The sequence below is a fragment of the Streptomyces sp. NBC_00872 genome (assembly GCF_045161915.1).
Taxonomy (GTDB): domain Bacteria; phylum Actinomycetota; class Actinomycetes; order Streptomycetales; family Streptomycetaceae; genus Streptomyces.
The window spans coordinates 4,733,838-4,748,454 of sequence record NZ_CP108806.1 but is presented as its reverse complement, the minus strand read 5'-3'; the positions used below and the strand labels follow the sequence as shown (position 1 = coordinate 4,748,454).

11 protein-coding genes are annotated in these 14,617 nt (G+C 70.4%); 7 read left to right on the top strand and 4 right to left on the bottom strand.

The genetic code is table 11. From position 1 onward, the window contains the following. Window positions 1-65 precede the first annotated feature (65 nt). Complete coding sequence (locus tag OG214_RS20280) at window positions 66-467, bottom strand: hypothetical protein (protein WP_405985533.1); 402 nt, start codon at window positions 465-467, stop codon at window positions 66-68. A 212-nt stretch (window positions 468-679) separates the two neighbouring features. On the opposite strand from OG214_RS20280, the gene OG214_RS20275 reads away from it, so the two are divergent. Further along, window positions 680-2,353 (top strand): fibronectin type III domain-containing protein, encoded by a 1,674-nt coding sequence (locus OG214_RS20275; RefSeq protein WP_405985532.1) that lies wholly within the window; start codon window positions 680-682, stop codon window positions 2,351-2,353. 113 nt (window positions 2,354-2,466) lie between these two features. Here OG214_RS20275 and OG214_RS20270 read toward each other — a convergent pair whose 3' ends face one another. Next, window positions 2,467-4,152: a trypsin-like peptidase domain-containing protein gene (locus tag OG214_RS20270; RefSeq protein ID WP_405985531.1), complete on the bottom strand. Its 1,686-nt coding sequence runs from the start codon at window positions 4,150-4,152 to the stop codon at window positions 2,467-2,469. A 265-nt stretch (window positions 4,153-4,417) separates the two neighbouring features. Between OG214_RS20270 and OG214_RS20265 the strand changes: the two genes are divergently transcribed. From OG214_RS20265 to OG214_RS20255, 3 genes are all read left to right on the top strand, one after another. Next, window positions 4,418-5,218: a glycerophosphodiester phosphodiesterase gene (locus OG214_RS20265; RefSeq protein ID WP_365905208.1), complete on the top strand. Its 801-nt coding sequence runs from the start codon at window positions 4,418-4,420 to the stop codon at window positions 5,216-5,218. Between the two features lie 320 nt (window positions 5,219-5,538). After that, window positions 5,539-6,114 (top strand): ATP-binding protein, encoded by a 576-nt coding sequence (locus OG214_RS20260; RefSeq protein ID WP_405987556.1) that lies wholly within the window; start codon window positions 5,539-5,541, stop codon window positions 6,112-6,114. 225 nt (window positions 6,115-6,339) lie between these two features. Next, entirely contained in the window at window positions 6,340-7,305 is a 966-nt protein-coding gene (locus OG214_RS20255; RefSeq protein WP_363084500.1) for a DUF5926 family protein, read from the top strand. A gap of 1,033 nt (window positions 7,306-8,338) precedes the next feature. On the opposite strand, the gene OG214_RS20250 is transcribed toward OG214_RS20255, so the two are convergent. Then, window positions 8,339-9,016, bottom strand: a complete 678-nt coding sequence (locus OG214_RS20250) for a bifunctional DNA primase/polymerase (RefSeq protein WP_363083156.1) — start codon at window positions 9,014-9,016, stop codon at window positions 8,339-8,341. A gap of 651 nt (window positions 9,017-9,667) precedes the next feature. Between OG214_RS20250 and OG214_RS20245 the strand changes: the two genes are divergently transcribed. Both OG214_RS20245 and OG214_RS20240 read left to right on the top strand, forming a co-directional pair. Then, complete coding sequence (locus tag OG214_RS20245) at window positions 9,668-11,077, top strand: PP2C family protein-serine/threonine phosphatase (protein WP_382850848.1); 1,410 nt, start codon at window positions 9,668-9,670, stop codon at window positions 11,075-11,077. A 176-nt stretch (window positions 11,078-11,253) separates the two neighbouring features. Further along, window positions 11,254-12,747, top strand: coding sequence for an aminopeptidase P family protein (locus OG214_RS20240; RefSeq protein ID WP_363083157.1), 1,494 nt, complete (start codon window positions 11,254-11,256; stop codon window positions 12,745-12,747). Window positions 12,748-12,859: 112 nt separating this feature from the next. Here the strand turns inward: OG214_RS20240 and OG214_RS20235 are convergent, their stop codons facing one another. Further along, entirely contained in the window at window positions 12,860-13,342 is a 483-nt protein-coding gene (locus OG214_RS20235; protein ID WP_363083158.1) for an ATP-binding protein, read from the bottom strand. A 193-nt stretch (window positions 13,343-13,535) separates the two neighbouring features. Between OG214_RS20235 and OG214_RS20230 the strand changes: the two genes are divergently transcribed. Then, window positions 13,536-14,438 carry a hypothetical protein gene (locus OG214_RS20230; protein WP_405985530.1) on the top strand — a complete coding sequence of 301 codons (903 nt, stop codon included), beginning with the start codon at window positions 13,536-13,538 and terminating at the stop codon, window positions 14,436-14,438. Window positions 14,439-14,617 lie beyond the last annotated feature (179 nt).

The following is a 14,617-nucleotide window of genomic DNA, read 5'->3' as shown; positions in this document are numbered from 1 at the left end:
CACCCGTCGGATCGTAGGTCCGGCTCGGGACCAGCTCATTCGGACGGGCAGTGACGGCGACTCGCTCACCAGTCCCGCCACTGGTCCGTGAGTTCGTACCGACCAAGTCCACGTCTGGCGGTCAGGGCGACGACATCAACGCCCTGCTCGGTGAGGGCCTTATCGATGTAGGCACACAACCGCTCGCGCTCATCGGTCTCGAAGGCGCAGCCGTCGTGCGACTCGTTCACCGCGTTCAGGGCCAGGACGACGCGCTCCACTACGCCGAAGACCTGTGCGTCGTCCGCTTCGGCGAGCGTGGGCAACTCGGCCTCGAACGTGTCGAGGACGGCGTCGGTCGCCGACAGAAGCTCATCGGGGAACAACTCGGCCATGCCCGCGCAGCCGGGATCCAAGGTGCCCGCCGCAAGCTCCGCGGCCTCCTCGGCCATGCCCCTGCGCCAGTTCGTCGTCGGTCTCTCAGCCATGGAACGGGACCGTACAGCGCGGGTCTGACAACGCTTACCGGGCGCCGGGGACGGCCTTGCCCCGCGCTTCAAGGTGAACTCCACGGTCGGCACACTCAAACGCCCTTTACGGTCTCTTCCCAGCATCCGCACAACCAACCCCCGGTGTCAGCTGTCTTGATCTCCGGCGCCCGCTCGTACGGCGTCGACGACACAAGGACCGAGGGAACGAAATGAGACCTGCTCGGCGCTTCGCGCCCACGCTGGCCACCACTGTGGTGCTCGCCACGACCGGCGGTCTGCTCGCCGTGGCCGCTCAGGCTTCCGCGGCCACGACCTGCGCGTCCCCGGTCTTCAAGCGGCAGTTCTTCGCGAACACCAGCTTCTCCGGCACGGCCAGGAAGACGGACTGCGACAGCGCGATCGACCAGAACTGGGGCACCGGCGCGCCCGCTTCCGGGCTGCCGAAGGACAACTTCGGTGTCCGCTGGTCCGTCACCCGCGACTTCGGATCCGGCGGCCCCTTCGCCCTGCCCGTCGCCACCCAGGACGGCATCCGCGTCTACCTCGACGGGACCCGCAAGGTCGATCTCTGGAAGAACGTCTCCACCACCCAGAAGAAGACCGTCAACATCACCATCCCCTCCGGCAAGCACTCCCTCCGCGTCGACTTCGTCAACTGGACCGGAGGCGCCGCCGTCAAGTTCGCCTACCAGCCCCGGACAACGGCCACCGTCGACAAGGTCAAACCCCTCGTGCCGACGGGACCGGCGCTCTCGTACGACGCCGTGACCGGCAAGGCCAAGCCGACCTGGGCGAAGAACAAGGAGATGGATCTCGCGGGCTACCGCGTCTACCGCCGTCTCAAGGGCGCCTCGTTCGGCGGCAAGCCCCTGGCGACGACCACCTCCACGTCCTACACCGACTCCACCGTTCCGAAGACCGGGGACGTGTACTACTACGAGGTACGGGCCTACGACAAGGCCGGCAACGAGTCGGCGGGCACGGCCGACAAGGGCGTCACCACCGTCGACCGCACGGCACCGGCGCGGGTCGCCGGCCTGTCCGCGCTGGGGACCACCGCCGGCAACGCGCTCACCTGGCAGCCCTCTTCGAAGGACGTCGACCACTACGAGGTGTGGGCCGCGCCCGCGGGGCGGCAGGACCCGGACGGACCCCAGCCGGTCTTCGGTACGTCCTACACGGATCCCGTCGCGGACGCGGGAACGCCCTACACGTACACCCTTCACGCCGTCGACTCCTCCGGGAACATCTCCCCCGCCTCCGAGCCCGTGACGGTCACCCGCCCCGCGGCGTCCGCGGTGTCCGCTCCTTCCGCGCTCCGGGGCGAGCCCGTCGACGCCTTCACCCGTCTCACCTGGACCCCGGCGGACGGTCCGGACACGACGGTCACCGGGTTCCACGTCTACCGTCGCACCACCCCCACCGGTGCCTGGGCCCTCGTGGGCAGTGCCGGGGCGTCCGCCACGTCGTACGACGACCGCTCCGCCCCGAAGGGGAGCGCGTACTACTACGTCGCCGCCGTCGGCCAGGAGGGCGGCGAGTCGGTGCCCTCCGCGCAGACCGTCGTCGACCGCCTCACCCCGGCCACCACGACCGGGCCGCTCGCGCCACAACTGACGGTGATCTCGACGGGGTCCACCCGTTCCCCCATCACCATCGGGATCAAGCCCGGGGCGGGTGACGAGGGACGGCTGCTGAGCGGCTACTCCTGGGACATCTCCGGCGCCTGCGGCGACAGCGGTCCGGGCCGGATGACGAAGACGTCCACCATCACCTGGACCCCTCCGTACAACGGGCCGTGCATGGTCACCGTCTTCGCCGTGGACGTCTACGGACGCATGGGCGAGTACGGCTCCTGGAAGGAGTTCATGGTCGGCCGCTGACCCTTCCGTCGAAGGGCACAAACAGGGAGGCGGGGTACCGGATTCGGTCCGGTACCCCGCCTCACCTCTGCTTCACGTGAGCTGCCTCACCTCTGCTTCACGTGTGCTGGTGGTCAGCTCTCGCCCTTGCGCTCGCCCAGGGTGACTTGGGCCGTGGACTCCTTGCCGTCGCGGATATAGGTGAGCGTGACCTTGTCGCCGGGCTTGTGGGTCCAGATCTGGCCGATCAGGGTGGGGCCGCTGTCGATCGGGGTGTCGTTGAACTTGGTGATGATGTCGCCCGCCTTGAGGCCGGCCTTGGCGGCCGGACCGTTGGGGGTGATGGCCGGGGTGCCGCCCTCGCCCTGCGGGGAGATGGTGGCGCCCTCGCCGCCCTCGGTCATCGTGACCGTGGCACCGATCAGCGGGTAGACCGGCTGGCCCGTCTCGATGAGCTGTTCGGCGACATTCTTCGCCTGGTTGATCGGGATGGCGAAGCCGAGGCCGATGGAGCCCGCCTGGGACTGGCCCAGGCCGCCGCTGCCCGCCGACTGGATGGCCGAGTTGATGCCGATGACCGCGCCGCGGGAGTCCAGCAGGGGGCCGCCGGAGTTGCCCGGGTTGATGGAGGCGTCGGTCTGGAGGGCGCTCATGTACGAGTTGCTGGCGCCGGAACCGTCACCTGAGGCGACCGGGCGGTTCTTGGCGCTGATGATGCCCGTGGTCACCGTGTTGGAGAGGCCGAACGGGGCACCGATGGCGATCGTCGAGTCGCCGACCGCGACCTGGTCAGAATTGGCGAGCGGGAGCGGGGTCAGACCGGGGGGCGCCTTCTTCAGCTTCACCACCGCCACGTCGTACCCCTCGGCCCGGCCGACGACCTCGGCGTCGTACTTGTCGCCGTTCGAGAATGTCGCGGTCAGGTCACCGCCGTTCGCCGCGGAGGCCACCACATGGTTGTTGGTGAGGATGTGGCCTTCCTTGTCGTAGACGAAGCCGGTGCCCGTGCCGCCCTCGCCGTTGCCGCCCTGCGCCTCGATGGTGACCACACTCGGCAGCGACTTCTTGGCCACCGCCGCGACCGTGCCCGGCTCGCGCTTGATGTCGTTGGGAGCGTCCGCCGCAGTGACCGTCGTCGAACCGGCCCCGTTCTCGTCGTTGCGCTCCGCGCCCCAGTAGCCGACCCCGCCGCCGATACCGCCCGCGATCAGCGCGGCGGCCAGCACTGCGGTGATCAGTCCGCCCTGGCGCCTGCGCGGCCGCCGGGGCTCCTGGCCGGGCATGGGGGCACCCCACTGCGGGCCGTCGCCACCGCCTCCGGAACCATCGCCACCGCCTCCGTAGGAGGAACCGTCGCCGCCTCCGTAGGCGGCGTACGAGGGGATCACGGGCGGGGGCGGGGGCCAGCCGGCGTCCGCCGCGTGCCCCGGCTCGGGAGCGCCCTTCGGGGCGCCCGCGGGGGCACCGCCCGGTGTCCCGTCCGGATGGTCAGCCTGAGCGGCCGCGGGCGGCCGCGTGTCTACGGGCGCCTGTGCGTCCGCGCCAGGCTGTCCCACACCAGGCTGTCCCACACCGGGCTGTCCCACACCGGGCTGTCCCACACCGGGCTCGCCAGGCTGGGTCGCGCCAGGCTGTGCGCCCGCGTGCTGTCCGTCCCCGTACGCGCCCCCCTGCGAGCCTGTCCGCGGGTCCGTCTGCGCCGTCGGCTCCTGCCACGCCTCTCGCGGACCGGACGCGGGTGTGCCCTGGGGAGCGGCATCCGGCACGGGAGGTACGGACGGGCCGCCGGGGGCCGCAGTGCCCTCGTTCTCAGTGCTCACAGCTCTTTCTCCTCGGTTCCACATCAGTCTTCGGCAAGAGTTCCGCAGAGTTCCGCCGTGCGAGTCAGTTCCGCCGTGCAAGTTTCCGTGATTGCGCAAGTATCTGCGGTCAGCTTTTCCCACGGCACGTCAGACCACTGTAAGCAGGACCTGTGTGTCTGTCCGCCATCCTTTATTTCGGACAAAACGATCGCACCTTGATCCGACCGGCCGGAGAACCGCATCCGTTCACCTACCTACCCCGCCACGATGACACCATGACGCGGTGACCCAAGCACGACAGCACAGCATCCAGGTCGTCGCCCACCGCGGAGCCTCGGAGGACGCGCCGGAGCACACCCTGGCCGCGTACACCAAGGCCATCGAGGACGGCGCCGACGCACTGGAGTGCGATGTACGGCTCACCGCCGACGGGCATCTCGTCTGTGTCCACGACCGCCGGGTGAACCGCACCTCCAACGGACGCGGTGCCGTCTCCGCCCTGGAGCTGGCCGATCTCGCGGCGCTCGACTTCGGCTCCTGGAAGGACAGCGAGGAGAGCCCGGACTGGCGGGACCGCGAATTCACCTCCGTACTGACGCTGGAGCGGCTGCTCGGACTGATCGCGGACGCCGGCCGGCCCGTCGAGCTGGCCATCGAGACCAAACATCCCACCCGCTGGGCCGGACAGGTGGAGGAGCGGCTGTTGCACCTGCTCAGGCGCTTCGGTCTGCACGATCCGGCACCGGACGACTCGGCCGTACGGATCATGAGCTTCTCCGCCCGCTCGCTGCACCGGATCGCGGATGCCGCGCCCGCGCTGCCGACCGTCTATCTGATGCAGTTCCTCTCGCCCCGGCTGCGCGACGGACGGCTGCCCGCCGGCTCCCGGATCGCGGGTCCCGGGATGCGGATCGTCCGTAACCACCCCGGCTACATCGAGCGGCTGCACAAGGCGGGCCACCGTGTCCATGTCTGGACGGTGAATGAGCCGGAAGACGTCGATCTCTGTGTGCGTCTCGGCGTCGAAGCGATCATCACCAATCGCCCCAAACAGGTTCTGTCCCAGCTCGGCCGACTTTCCTGACACCCGGTACACACCGCCCAGGCACGCCGTCCGCGCGCCGTGCACATCGGCTGACAAATCCATCCGACTCGGACGTGCCGAACAGTGACGGGTGGTGCACGGGGAGTGCACCGGCGCGTTCGATGCGTATTCGAGCGTTACGAGTGCGTCAACGGCCCTCGCTTGGCCGGTTTCCGGTCCAGGCCAATGGGGCATCCACACCGTGGCGTGGGGCGAAGGAGGTCTCGGGGGTGGCGTTTGTGGTGGCACAAGAAGTGCCCACGTCGTCGTGCATGGCCGTTCCCCATGGCCCTGCGGGCGTGGGGGAAGCACGACACCGGATGCGGGAGCAGTTGAGCCGCAGCGGGGTGTCGGCGGCGGTGGTCGACGATGCCGTACTGATCCTTTCCGAACTGGTCAGCAACGCGTGCCGGCACGGCAGACCGCTGGGGCATGAGCAGATCGGCGACGGCGACATCCGTGCGGAGTGGCGCGTCGACAAGGCGGGACGGCTGATCGTCGAGGTGACGGACGGCGGTGGCCCGACGCGGCCCATTCCCGCGACCCCCTCGGTCACGGCCCGCGGCGGACGCGGACTCAACATCATCTCGGCGCTCGCCCAGGAGTGGGGCGTACGGGACAGCGAGTCCGGAGAAGTCACCGTGTGGGTAGTCGTCGCGGCCGTGCACCGGCGCAATGATTACGCTACGCGCGTCACAGGCCCGGACACAGGCGTCAACGCGAGCGCCGGCGCAAGCGCGAGTGCGAGTGCGAGTGCGGGCGCCGGTGGCAGCGCGGGCGTGAGTGCGGGCGCGGGGCGCGACAGACTGGGCGAGTTGGACGGGCTCGACGGCCTTGAGGGGCTGGACGGCCTGGACGGGCTCGCCTTCGCGGATCCCTACGACGACGCGAGCTGATGAGTGGCTGATGAGTGACCGGGGCGGCCGGATGTGATCCGGCTCGGTGAGCGGACGGTATGAGCCGCCTGAGCTGACGGTGTGAGCCGCCCCGGAGCGGGAGCGCGGGTACGGGAAGGGTGCCGCGCCAAGCCTTCGCGCGTCGCGTCGCGCCCCCCGCGCTGTCCGTCCGTACGGCTAGGCTCGCGCCGACATCGCACCGCCGCTACGGGAGAAAGCCACACCATGGCCAAGAAGCGCCCCCAGACGAAGGCCGCCACGGCGCAGCTCAAGGACGGACCGATCCCGGTGGTGGGGGCCCGCGAGCCCTGCCCGTGCGGCTCGGGCCGCCGCTACAAGGCCTGCCACGGCCGGGCCGCCGCGCACGCCGTGACCGAGCTGGTCCAGCGTCCCTTCGAGGGCCTGGCCGGTGAGTGCGACTGGGTCGCGCTGCGCGAGCTGGTGCCCGCCGCGACCGCCGGACTGACCCTCAAGGACGGGCTGCCCGAGGGCGTACCGTCCGTGACGCTCGCGACCGTACTGCCGATGGCCTGGCCTGCGCTGCGCCGCGACGACGGCTCCGTGCTGCTCGCGCTCCAGAACGACACCTCCTCCGGCGATCTGAGCCGCGATCTCGCCGACACGCTCCGGCGCGCGCTGACGGCGGAGCCCGGCAATCCCGTGGCCGCGCAGCGGGTGCCCGCCGACGGGCCGCGGCTTCAGGATCTGCTCGACCCCGAGGCCGCTTTCACGCCTGTCGTGCACGCCGGGTTCGAGTTCTGGGTGCCGGACGCCGAGAACGCCTCGGCCGAGGTGAACGCCTCCCTGGAGCGCGCCAACGCCGCCGCGATCCCGACCGTACGGCTCTCGGGCACGGACGCCGCGTACTGGTGCGAGACGCCCGAGAAGAACCACCTCCGCTGGGTCATGCCGTATCCCGAGGAGCGGTTGCTGGACGGGCTCGCCCGGCTGCATGTCGCGGGCACGTCGAGCCTCGGTGAGGGAACCCGCCTGGTCGGCTCCTTCCGGGCGCACGGGCTGACGGTGCCGGTGTGGGACCTGCCGAGCGCGATGGGCGCGGAGGAGTGCGAGAAGCCGGCGACGGAGTTCGCCGAGCGGCTGTCGGCGGCGCTGGCCGTCGACACACCGCTGACGGGGGACGAGCGACGGGCGCGCGGCGGGCTCACCAACCGCCAGGTGACGCTGAGCTGACCAGCGAATCACCGCCCGATCGCGGGACGGTCGAAGTGCCGGATCGCTGCCGGATCGCTGCCGGATCAGTGCAGAACCACTGCCGGACCACTGCCGGACCACTGACAGTGTCTTCGGCGGTGAAGGGCTCCCGGCGGAGCGGTGACACCAGTCACACCATCCGTCACACCGTCCCGTACCGGCAGGTAATTCATTGTCCGAATACACCGGATCGAATTTGCTAACTGCCGATCTCTTGTTACCGTTCTAGAAGCCCGGTCGCTGGTGCATCCCCCGTCGCCAGCGACCGGGCGTCCGCGTTCTCGGGGCCGACCGGTACGTCAACGGTCCACCGTGGCCCACGAGTTGCTCCCCGACCTCGGCAGCAGAGGTCCGGACTCCCCGCCATTGCACCCGCCGGACGGCTTCGGTGAGGCCGCCAACTCCACGATCACCGTGTATTCCGCACGAGTTCCCCGGGACCGCTCACGGGGCGTCCGGCAGGTCGCGAGCTCATCCGCGGCCCCGGCCACGCAGTGTGTATGTACGGTGCGTCCGCGCCCCATCAGGCTGAGCACGGCGCGCAGTTCACCGCCGGACGCGTTGCGGTATCCGGTGCGGGCCCATGTGTCGCGTCCCTCGGTCAGTACACATGTCCGCGCCTCGATCCCTTCGGGAGAGGCGACTTCAGGCCCATATCGCTCGGCCGTACACACCACCGCGTGCCCGCCGGGAGTATCGCCCGCCATATCGCCGGATACCGCCAGCCGTATCGCCCGCCACAGGCGTCCCGTCCGTCACGGAGCCCGCCGCGGCAGACCCCTCGGTTCCGGACACAGTCGGAAGGGCCGGGGTCCGGCGGAAGGGCCGCGGTCCGGCTCGCACCCGTAGGCCCGGCTCGCACCCGTACGGGTGACAGCGGGCGCCGGCGCCGTACCGCTTCGGACGCGGCGGCCCTGACCCGGGAACCCGGAACCCGGGAAGCTCGGCACCGTACGGGCCGGGCTGAAGTACCCGGCGCGACGCGCCCCGGGACGGGACGCGTCGACCGCCGTCAGTACGCGAGCCTGCTGCCGCCGTCCGGCGCGCTCGTGCTCGCCTCGACGAGCGCGTCCACGACCGCCTTCACATCGGGCAGCCAGGGCGCCGCCGAGCCCGCCAGAGGCGCCCGTTCCCAGCGGACCTGTCCGCCCGCCGCCTCCGACGGAGGCAGCGCCAGATAGCCGCCCTCGCCGTGGAACCGCAGCGAACTGGGCACCCACGCCTTGGCGTAGAGCAGCTCACCGAGCTGTTCGAGGGTGTACGGAGCCACCAGCAGCGACCAGCGCGTGGGGGTCGCGACGACCGGTCCGAGCCGGATGTCCATCCGGTCCAGCTCCACGAGCGCCCGCGCGCCCGCGACGGCCGGCAGGCTCACCGCGCAGGGCGCGCTGCCGCCGGTGGCCAGCACGATCGGGGCCGTGGGCCGGTTCCGCCACCACCAGCGCACCATGCGCTCGTCGGTGGTCGCCGCGAGCAGACCGGGATCGAAGGGGTGTGCGCCGGGTACGACGCAATCGGGGTCGGGGCAGGAGCAGCCGAGTCCGCGTGTCCCGCGTCCGCCGACCGCCGTGAGACCGGCGCCGGGGAGTACGGGCCATCTCCACGCGGTGGCGCAGATGAGCGCCGCGTCGAGTTGGGCAGGCCCACCCTTGCGCCGGAGCCTGCGTCGCCTTCCGAGGATCTCGCGCATGAGCGCTCGTTCCTTTCCGTTGAACGCCGAGGTCCACATGACACTGACACCATGTGTGTGCATCACTTCACCGTGCGTATCACTGTGCGTAGTCACCGCGCGCACTTTCGACGCATGGCCGCCCCGTACCTGAGGCACGCACGGTCCCTCCCCGCCCGCCGGCGCATCACGCCATTCCTGGGCCGGGCACGGACCGTCTTCGTCGAGCATGTGGCGAGGGGTGGCGTGCGCATGGCGCTTACTGTCCCGCTCTGTCCCGCTGTACTTTTCTCGCCACTCCGGGGGATGAGGTGTGACCTACGGCGGTTAAGACGCCCGGTCCCGCCGACAGGTTCCGGGGCGGTCCCAACTGCCCCTGTCCGTCACCGTTTACGTACCCACCACGTTCGGAATGACGCTCCACTCGGGCCGAACTCGAACTCGTCCCTGAAGGACCCCCTGTTGAGCGCCCTCAGTCGATCGCAAAACCTGGTCAGGGGGGTCATTTTTTTGCCAACTTGAACGTCTCAGGACACCGGCCATTCCACCGGGACAATGCTGGACATTGCCTAAGTTGTACGTGTACATGTGGATACATGGGTAGCCGCGCGGAATGACCTAGGGGTTTGCGATGCTATTGAGTGAAACGCACCCGTCGGAAAGCCGACTGTCATGAGCGCCCCGAACATGCCGAAAGTGGCTGGAATCGATTCCACGGTTCCGGCCCCCGCGCACACTGGCCCGCCCCTGGATGACCTTCCCTCCGCGCCCGGCGCGCTGATCCGGGACCGGCTGGCCGGCTGGGTCTCCGATCTGACCACCCTGCACGAACTCACCGAACGTCTGGCCGGAACCAGCTCACTCGACAGCGCGCTCAAGGAACTGCTGCGCGCCGGAGCCGCCCTCGTCGGCGCACGCCGAGGGCTGGTCGTACTCGAACCGGCCGACGGTCTGGGCCCCGGTACCACCCTCGGACTCGGACTCACCCGCGCGGATCTCGGCCATCTGGAGACCGTGCCGCGCCGGGCCTCCTCGTACGGCAGGCTCCTGGACGGCCCCGCCGCACGGACCGAACCGGTGGCCGTTCCCGATCTGTTCCGTGACACGGAGGTGGACCCGCGCCAGCGCGAGGTCGCGGTACGGCTCGGCTACGGCGCGAGCTACGCCGTACCGCTGGTCGCCGGCACGGGAGCCGGCGCCGTGTCCGGGCGGCTCGGGGCCGTCGTCTGGCTGTACGACGAACCCGCCGAACCGGTGGAACGGCAGCGCCATCTCGTCGGTCTCTACACGCGGTACGCGAGCGCGCATCTCGCCCGGCTGCTGGAGCTGGAGCGGGCCCGTACCCGCGCGGCCACCATCGCCGAGGAACTGCTCCCCAGCCGGCTCCCCCGGATCCCCGGCATCCAGCTCGCCGCGCGCCACCGCACAGGCCCGTACGGCGGCGGCGACTGGTACGACGCTCTCCCGCTGCCCGAGGGCGCCGTGAGCCTGTCCGTCGGCTCGGTCAGCGGCTCCGGGCCCGGCGCGGTGGCCGCGATGGGACGGCTGCGCGCCTCGACGCGCGCGTACGCCGTCATGGAGGGCGAGGACCCCGTCGCCGTGCTCTCCGATCTGGAGCTGCTGCTGCGGCTGACCGAGCCCGCGCGTACGGCCACCGCCCTGTTCGCGTACGCCGAACCGGCCCAGGGCAAGATCCTGCTGGCGGGGGCCGGGCACGCGCCGCCGCTGATCGTCGGGGACCGGCGTACCGAGTTCGTCGAGACGTCGCTGTCCGCCCCGCTCGGCATGCTCGCCTGCTGGGAGGCGCCCAGCGTGGAGGTGTGGCCCGCGCCCGGCGAAACGGTGCTGCTCTACACGGACGGGCTGCTGCGGCGCACCGGCGATCCCATGGACCGGGCCTACGCGCGGCTGCACGGGGCGGCGGCGAGCGTCCCGCCGTCCGCCAGGAACGATCCGGGAGCGGTCGCCGACCATGTACTGCGGACCGTGCTCCCGGGCGGGCCGGACACCGGGAACGCCAGGGGCGCGGGGAATCCCGACAGCGTGGAGGACGTGGTCCTGCTCGCCGCGCGGTTCGACTGATCTCGTCGGGGTCTCACCCCGTCTCGCCCCATCTCGCCCCGTCTCATCCGGTCTCATCGGGTCTCATCGGGTCTCATCCGGTGCTGATGGATTCCTCACAGGGTCACCGGGCGGTCTTCCCCCCGCACATACGATGGAAAAGATGGTCTGGATTCATAGCCTTATGAGGAGAAGACGTGGCTGACGAGCTCACCCAGGAGACCCCGGCAACCCCGGAACCGGAGACTCCGGAAACCCCGGAGGCCGAAGAAGAACCGATCAAGACGAGGAAGAACGGTTTGACCCCGGGCGTGTCCGACGAGCTCGCAGAAATCATGAAGTCCGGCTGGGCCGACACCGAGTTGCACGGCCTGGAGCCGATCGCACAGGCGTCCCACACCGCCGCGCGCCGCGCCGCGCTCTCCGCGCGCTTCCCCGGCGAGCGCCTGGTGATCCCCGCCGGCAATCTCAGGACCCGGTCCAACGACACCGAGTACGCCTTCCGCGCCTCCACCGAGTACACGTACCTGACCGGCGACCAGACCCACGACGGCGTTCTCGTACTGGAGCCGAAGGACGACGGGCACGACGCGACGGTCTATCTGCTGCCGCGCTCCAACCGGGAGAACGGCGAGTTCTGGCTCGACGGCCAGGGCGAGCTGTGGGTCGGCCGCCGGCACTCACTCGCCGAGGCCGAGCAGTTGCTGGGCATCCCCGCCAAGGACGTACGCAAAGTGGCCGCCGCCCTCAAGGAGGCGACGGGCCCGGTCCGTAACGTCCGTGGGCACGACGCCTCCGTGGAGGCCGCGCTGACCGACAAGGTGACGGCTGAGCGCGACGAGGAGCTGCGCGTCTACCTCTCCGAGGCGCGCGCCGTGAAGGACGACTTCGAGATCGGCGAACTCCAGAAGGCCGTCGACTCCACCGTGCGCGGCTTCGAGGACGTCGTGAAGATCCTCGACAAGGCGGAGGCGACCAGCGAGCGCTACATCGAGGGAACGTTCTTCCTGCGCGCCCGCGTCGAGGGGAACGACATCGGTTACGGCTCGATCTGCGCGGCGGGACCGCACGCCACCACCCTGCACTGGGTGCGCAACGACGGCGACGTACGCTCCGGCGATCTGCTGCTGCTCGACGCCGGTGTGGAGACGCACACCCTCTACACGGCCGATGTCACGCGCACGCTGCCGGTCAACGGCCGCTACAGCGAGCTTCAGCGGAAGATCTACGACGCGGTGTACGAGTCCCAGGAGGCCGGTATCGCGGCGGTGAAGCCCGGTGCGAAGTACCGCGACTTCCACGACGCCTCGCAGCGTGTCCTCGCCGAGAAGCTCGTGGCGTGGGGTCTGCTCGAAGGGCCGGTCGAGAAGGTCCTGGAGCTGGGCCTCCAGCGCCGCTGGACGCTGCACGGCACGGGGCACATGCTCGGTCTGGACGTGCACGACTGCGCTGCCGCGCGCAGGGAGGTGTACGTGGACGGAACGCTGGAGCCGGGGATGTGCCTCACCGTCGAGCCGGGGCTCTACTTCCAGGCCGATGATCTGACCGTGCCCGAGGAGTACCGCGGTATCGGTGTCCGGATCGAGGACGACATCCTCGTCACGGAGGACGGGAACCGCAATCTGTCGGCGGGGCTGCCGCGCCGGGCCGACGAGGTGGAGGCCTGGATGGCGGGCCTCAAGCAGGCCTGACGGCTGAAGCGGATGCGACGGACCTGACGGACTCGACGGACCGGACGGACCCGGCGGACTCGACGGACCGGACGGACTCGACGGCCGGGCACGGAGGGCGCGCTGCTCGGGCTCACATGGCTCTGAGCAGGGCGTCCTCCCGCCATTTGAGGATCTTGTCGAAGCTGACCACCGCGCCGTGCCCCGGTTTATTGCGGAAATGCACATGATCAGCGAGTTGTTCGATCAGGCCCAGTCCTCTGCCGCTCTCGGCGGTGGGGGCGGGCGGGGGCGCGGGGCGGCGGACCACCCGTCGGGCAGGGAAACCGGGGCCGGAATCGGCCACTTCGATACGGCATCGCTCGCCGTCCAGATACGCGGTCACCCGGTATGCCCCGGGTGCCCCGGTGAAACGTCCGTCCTCGTCGTCCCCGCTGTCCTCACCCGTACCGCCGTGCTCGACGGCGTTCGCACAGGCTTCGCTGAGGGCGACCGAGAGATCGAAGGAGATGTCGGGGTCGACCCCCGCGGTCTCCATGGCACCGAGCAGAAGGTGACGGGCGAGCGGAACGCTCGCGGCTTCGCGCCGCAAGTGGAGAGACCACCAGATGCTCATGCTCCAGCCTTTCTGGCTGCGGCTCGACATACCGATACGTATTGCCCCCCTTGGGGGGTCGTAAGCACGCGGTTGACGTGATAGCCCCCATTCGGCGGACGCGAACGTGGCGCATGGCGGTGTATGGGACAGAGGACGACCTTCCGGACCTGCCCTATGGCACCCGGAGGCGCAGTGCGATGATGGCCCGGCCATGTCTGCTCGTCTCGTACGCGCCGGAGCCGCTCCGCGGCTGCTGAGGGCCGCGGTGTTCACCGCGGTCTGTGTCGTGCTGTCGGCGACCGGACATGTACTGGCCTCCTGTGCCCCCGTCCCCTGGTGGACCCTGCTCCTCGGCTTCCTCGCCGTCTTCGCCGTCGCGGCGCCACTGGCCGGACGCGCGCGTTCGACACCCTCCATCGTGCTGGCCCTGACGGTCGGACAGCTCGCTCTGCACAGCGTGTTCGGCCTCGGTCAGCGGCATCTCACGGTGCCGGCGGGGACCGACGACACGTTGATCAGACTGGCCGCGAAACTGGTCTGCGGCGCGGGCCCGGCCTCGCTGAGCGCTGTCGACGCACAGCGGATCGTGGCCAACGCGGGGCTCAACCCGGCGGGTTCGGGCATGGGCATGGGCACGGCAGCCGACGCGGGCACGGCAGCGGGCGCGGCCACGGTCACGGGTTCCGGGGCGATGGCGGGGGCCCATCAGCATCTGATGGCCGCGATCGGGGCAGCGGGCTCTTCCTCGGCCACCGGTTCGGCCGCCGGGCACTCCGCCGACGGGTTGCTTCCCTCCCTGCCGATGGTGCTCGGGCATCTGCTGGCCGCCCTCGCGACCGGCTGGGTGCTGCGCCGCGGGGATCTCGCGCTGGTCCGGCTCACACGGCTCTCGGCGCACGGGATCAGCGAGATGACGGAGAGTGCCTCACTGCGCGCCCTGCGTGCGGCCCTGGCGCTCGTACGGGCCCTGCGCGCCGGGCTGTCCGGCGCGCACGCACCGAAGGCACGCGCTCCCCGTACCTCGTACGCCGCTCCTCCGGTGCCCGCCGGGGCGACACTCCAGCACACGGTGATCAGGCGCGGCCCTCCCACGGCCCTCGCTCTCGCAGCCTGACGCGACGTATCTCTCCCTCCCTCACGTCCACAGGCCTCACGCGCGCTCACGTACCCAAGTGCTCACGCCGCCGCGTCCGCAGGGACACGGCCCGTACGCACAGGTGCGTGTCCGCATGACGGCCGTGGCGGACGGGGGTGAGGTCGCGCCGCCGTCGCGCGTCCGCGCCACGGCGCATC

Coding starts and splice junctions, on each gene's coding strand:
- OG214_RS20280 (WP_405985533.1), bottom strand. CDS start 467: ATGGCTGAGAGACCGACGACGAACTGGCGCAGGGGCATGGCCGAGGAG.
- OG214_RS20245 (WP_382850848.1), top strand. CDS start 9,668: ATGAGCGCCCCGAACATGCCGAAAGTGGCTGGAATCGATTCCACGGTT.
- OG214_RS20260 (WP_405987556.1), top strand. CDS start 5,539: ATGCGGGAGCAGTTGAGCCGCAGCGGGGTGTCGGCGGCGGTGGTCGAC.
- OG214_RS20275 (WP_405985532.1), top strand. CDS start 680: ATGAGACCTGCTCGGCGCTTCGCGCCCACGCTGGCCACCACTGTGGTG.
- OG214_RS20230 (WP_405985530.1), top strand. CDS start 13,536: ATGTCTGCTCGTCTCGTACGCGCCGGAGCCGCTCCGCGGCTGCTGAGG.
- OG214_RS20255 (WP_363084500.1), top strand. CDS start 6,340: ATGGCCAAGAAGCGCCCCCAGACGAAGGCCGCCACGGCGCAGCTCAAG.
- OG214_RS20250 (WP_363083156.1), bottom strand. CDS start 9,016: ATGCGCGAGATCCTCGGAAGGCGACGCAGGCTCCGGCGCAAGGGTGGG.
- OG214_RS20235 (WP_363083158.1), bottom strand. CDS start 13,342: ATGAGCATCTGGTGGTCTCTCCACTTGCGGCGCGAAGCCGCGAGCGTT.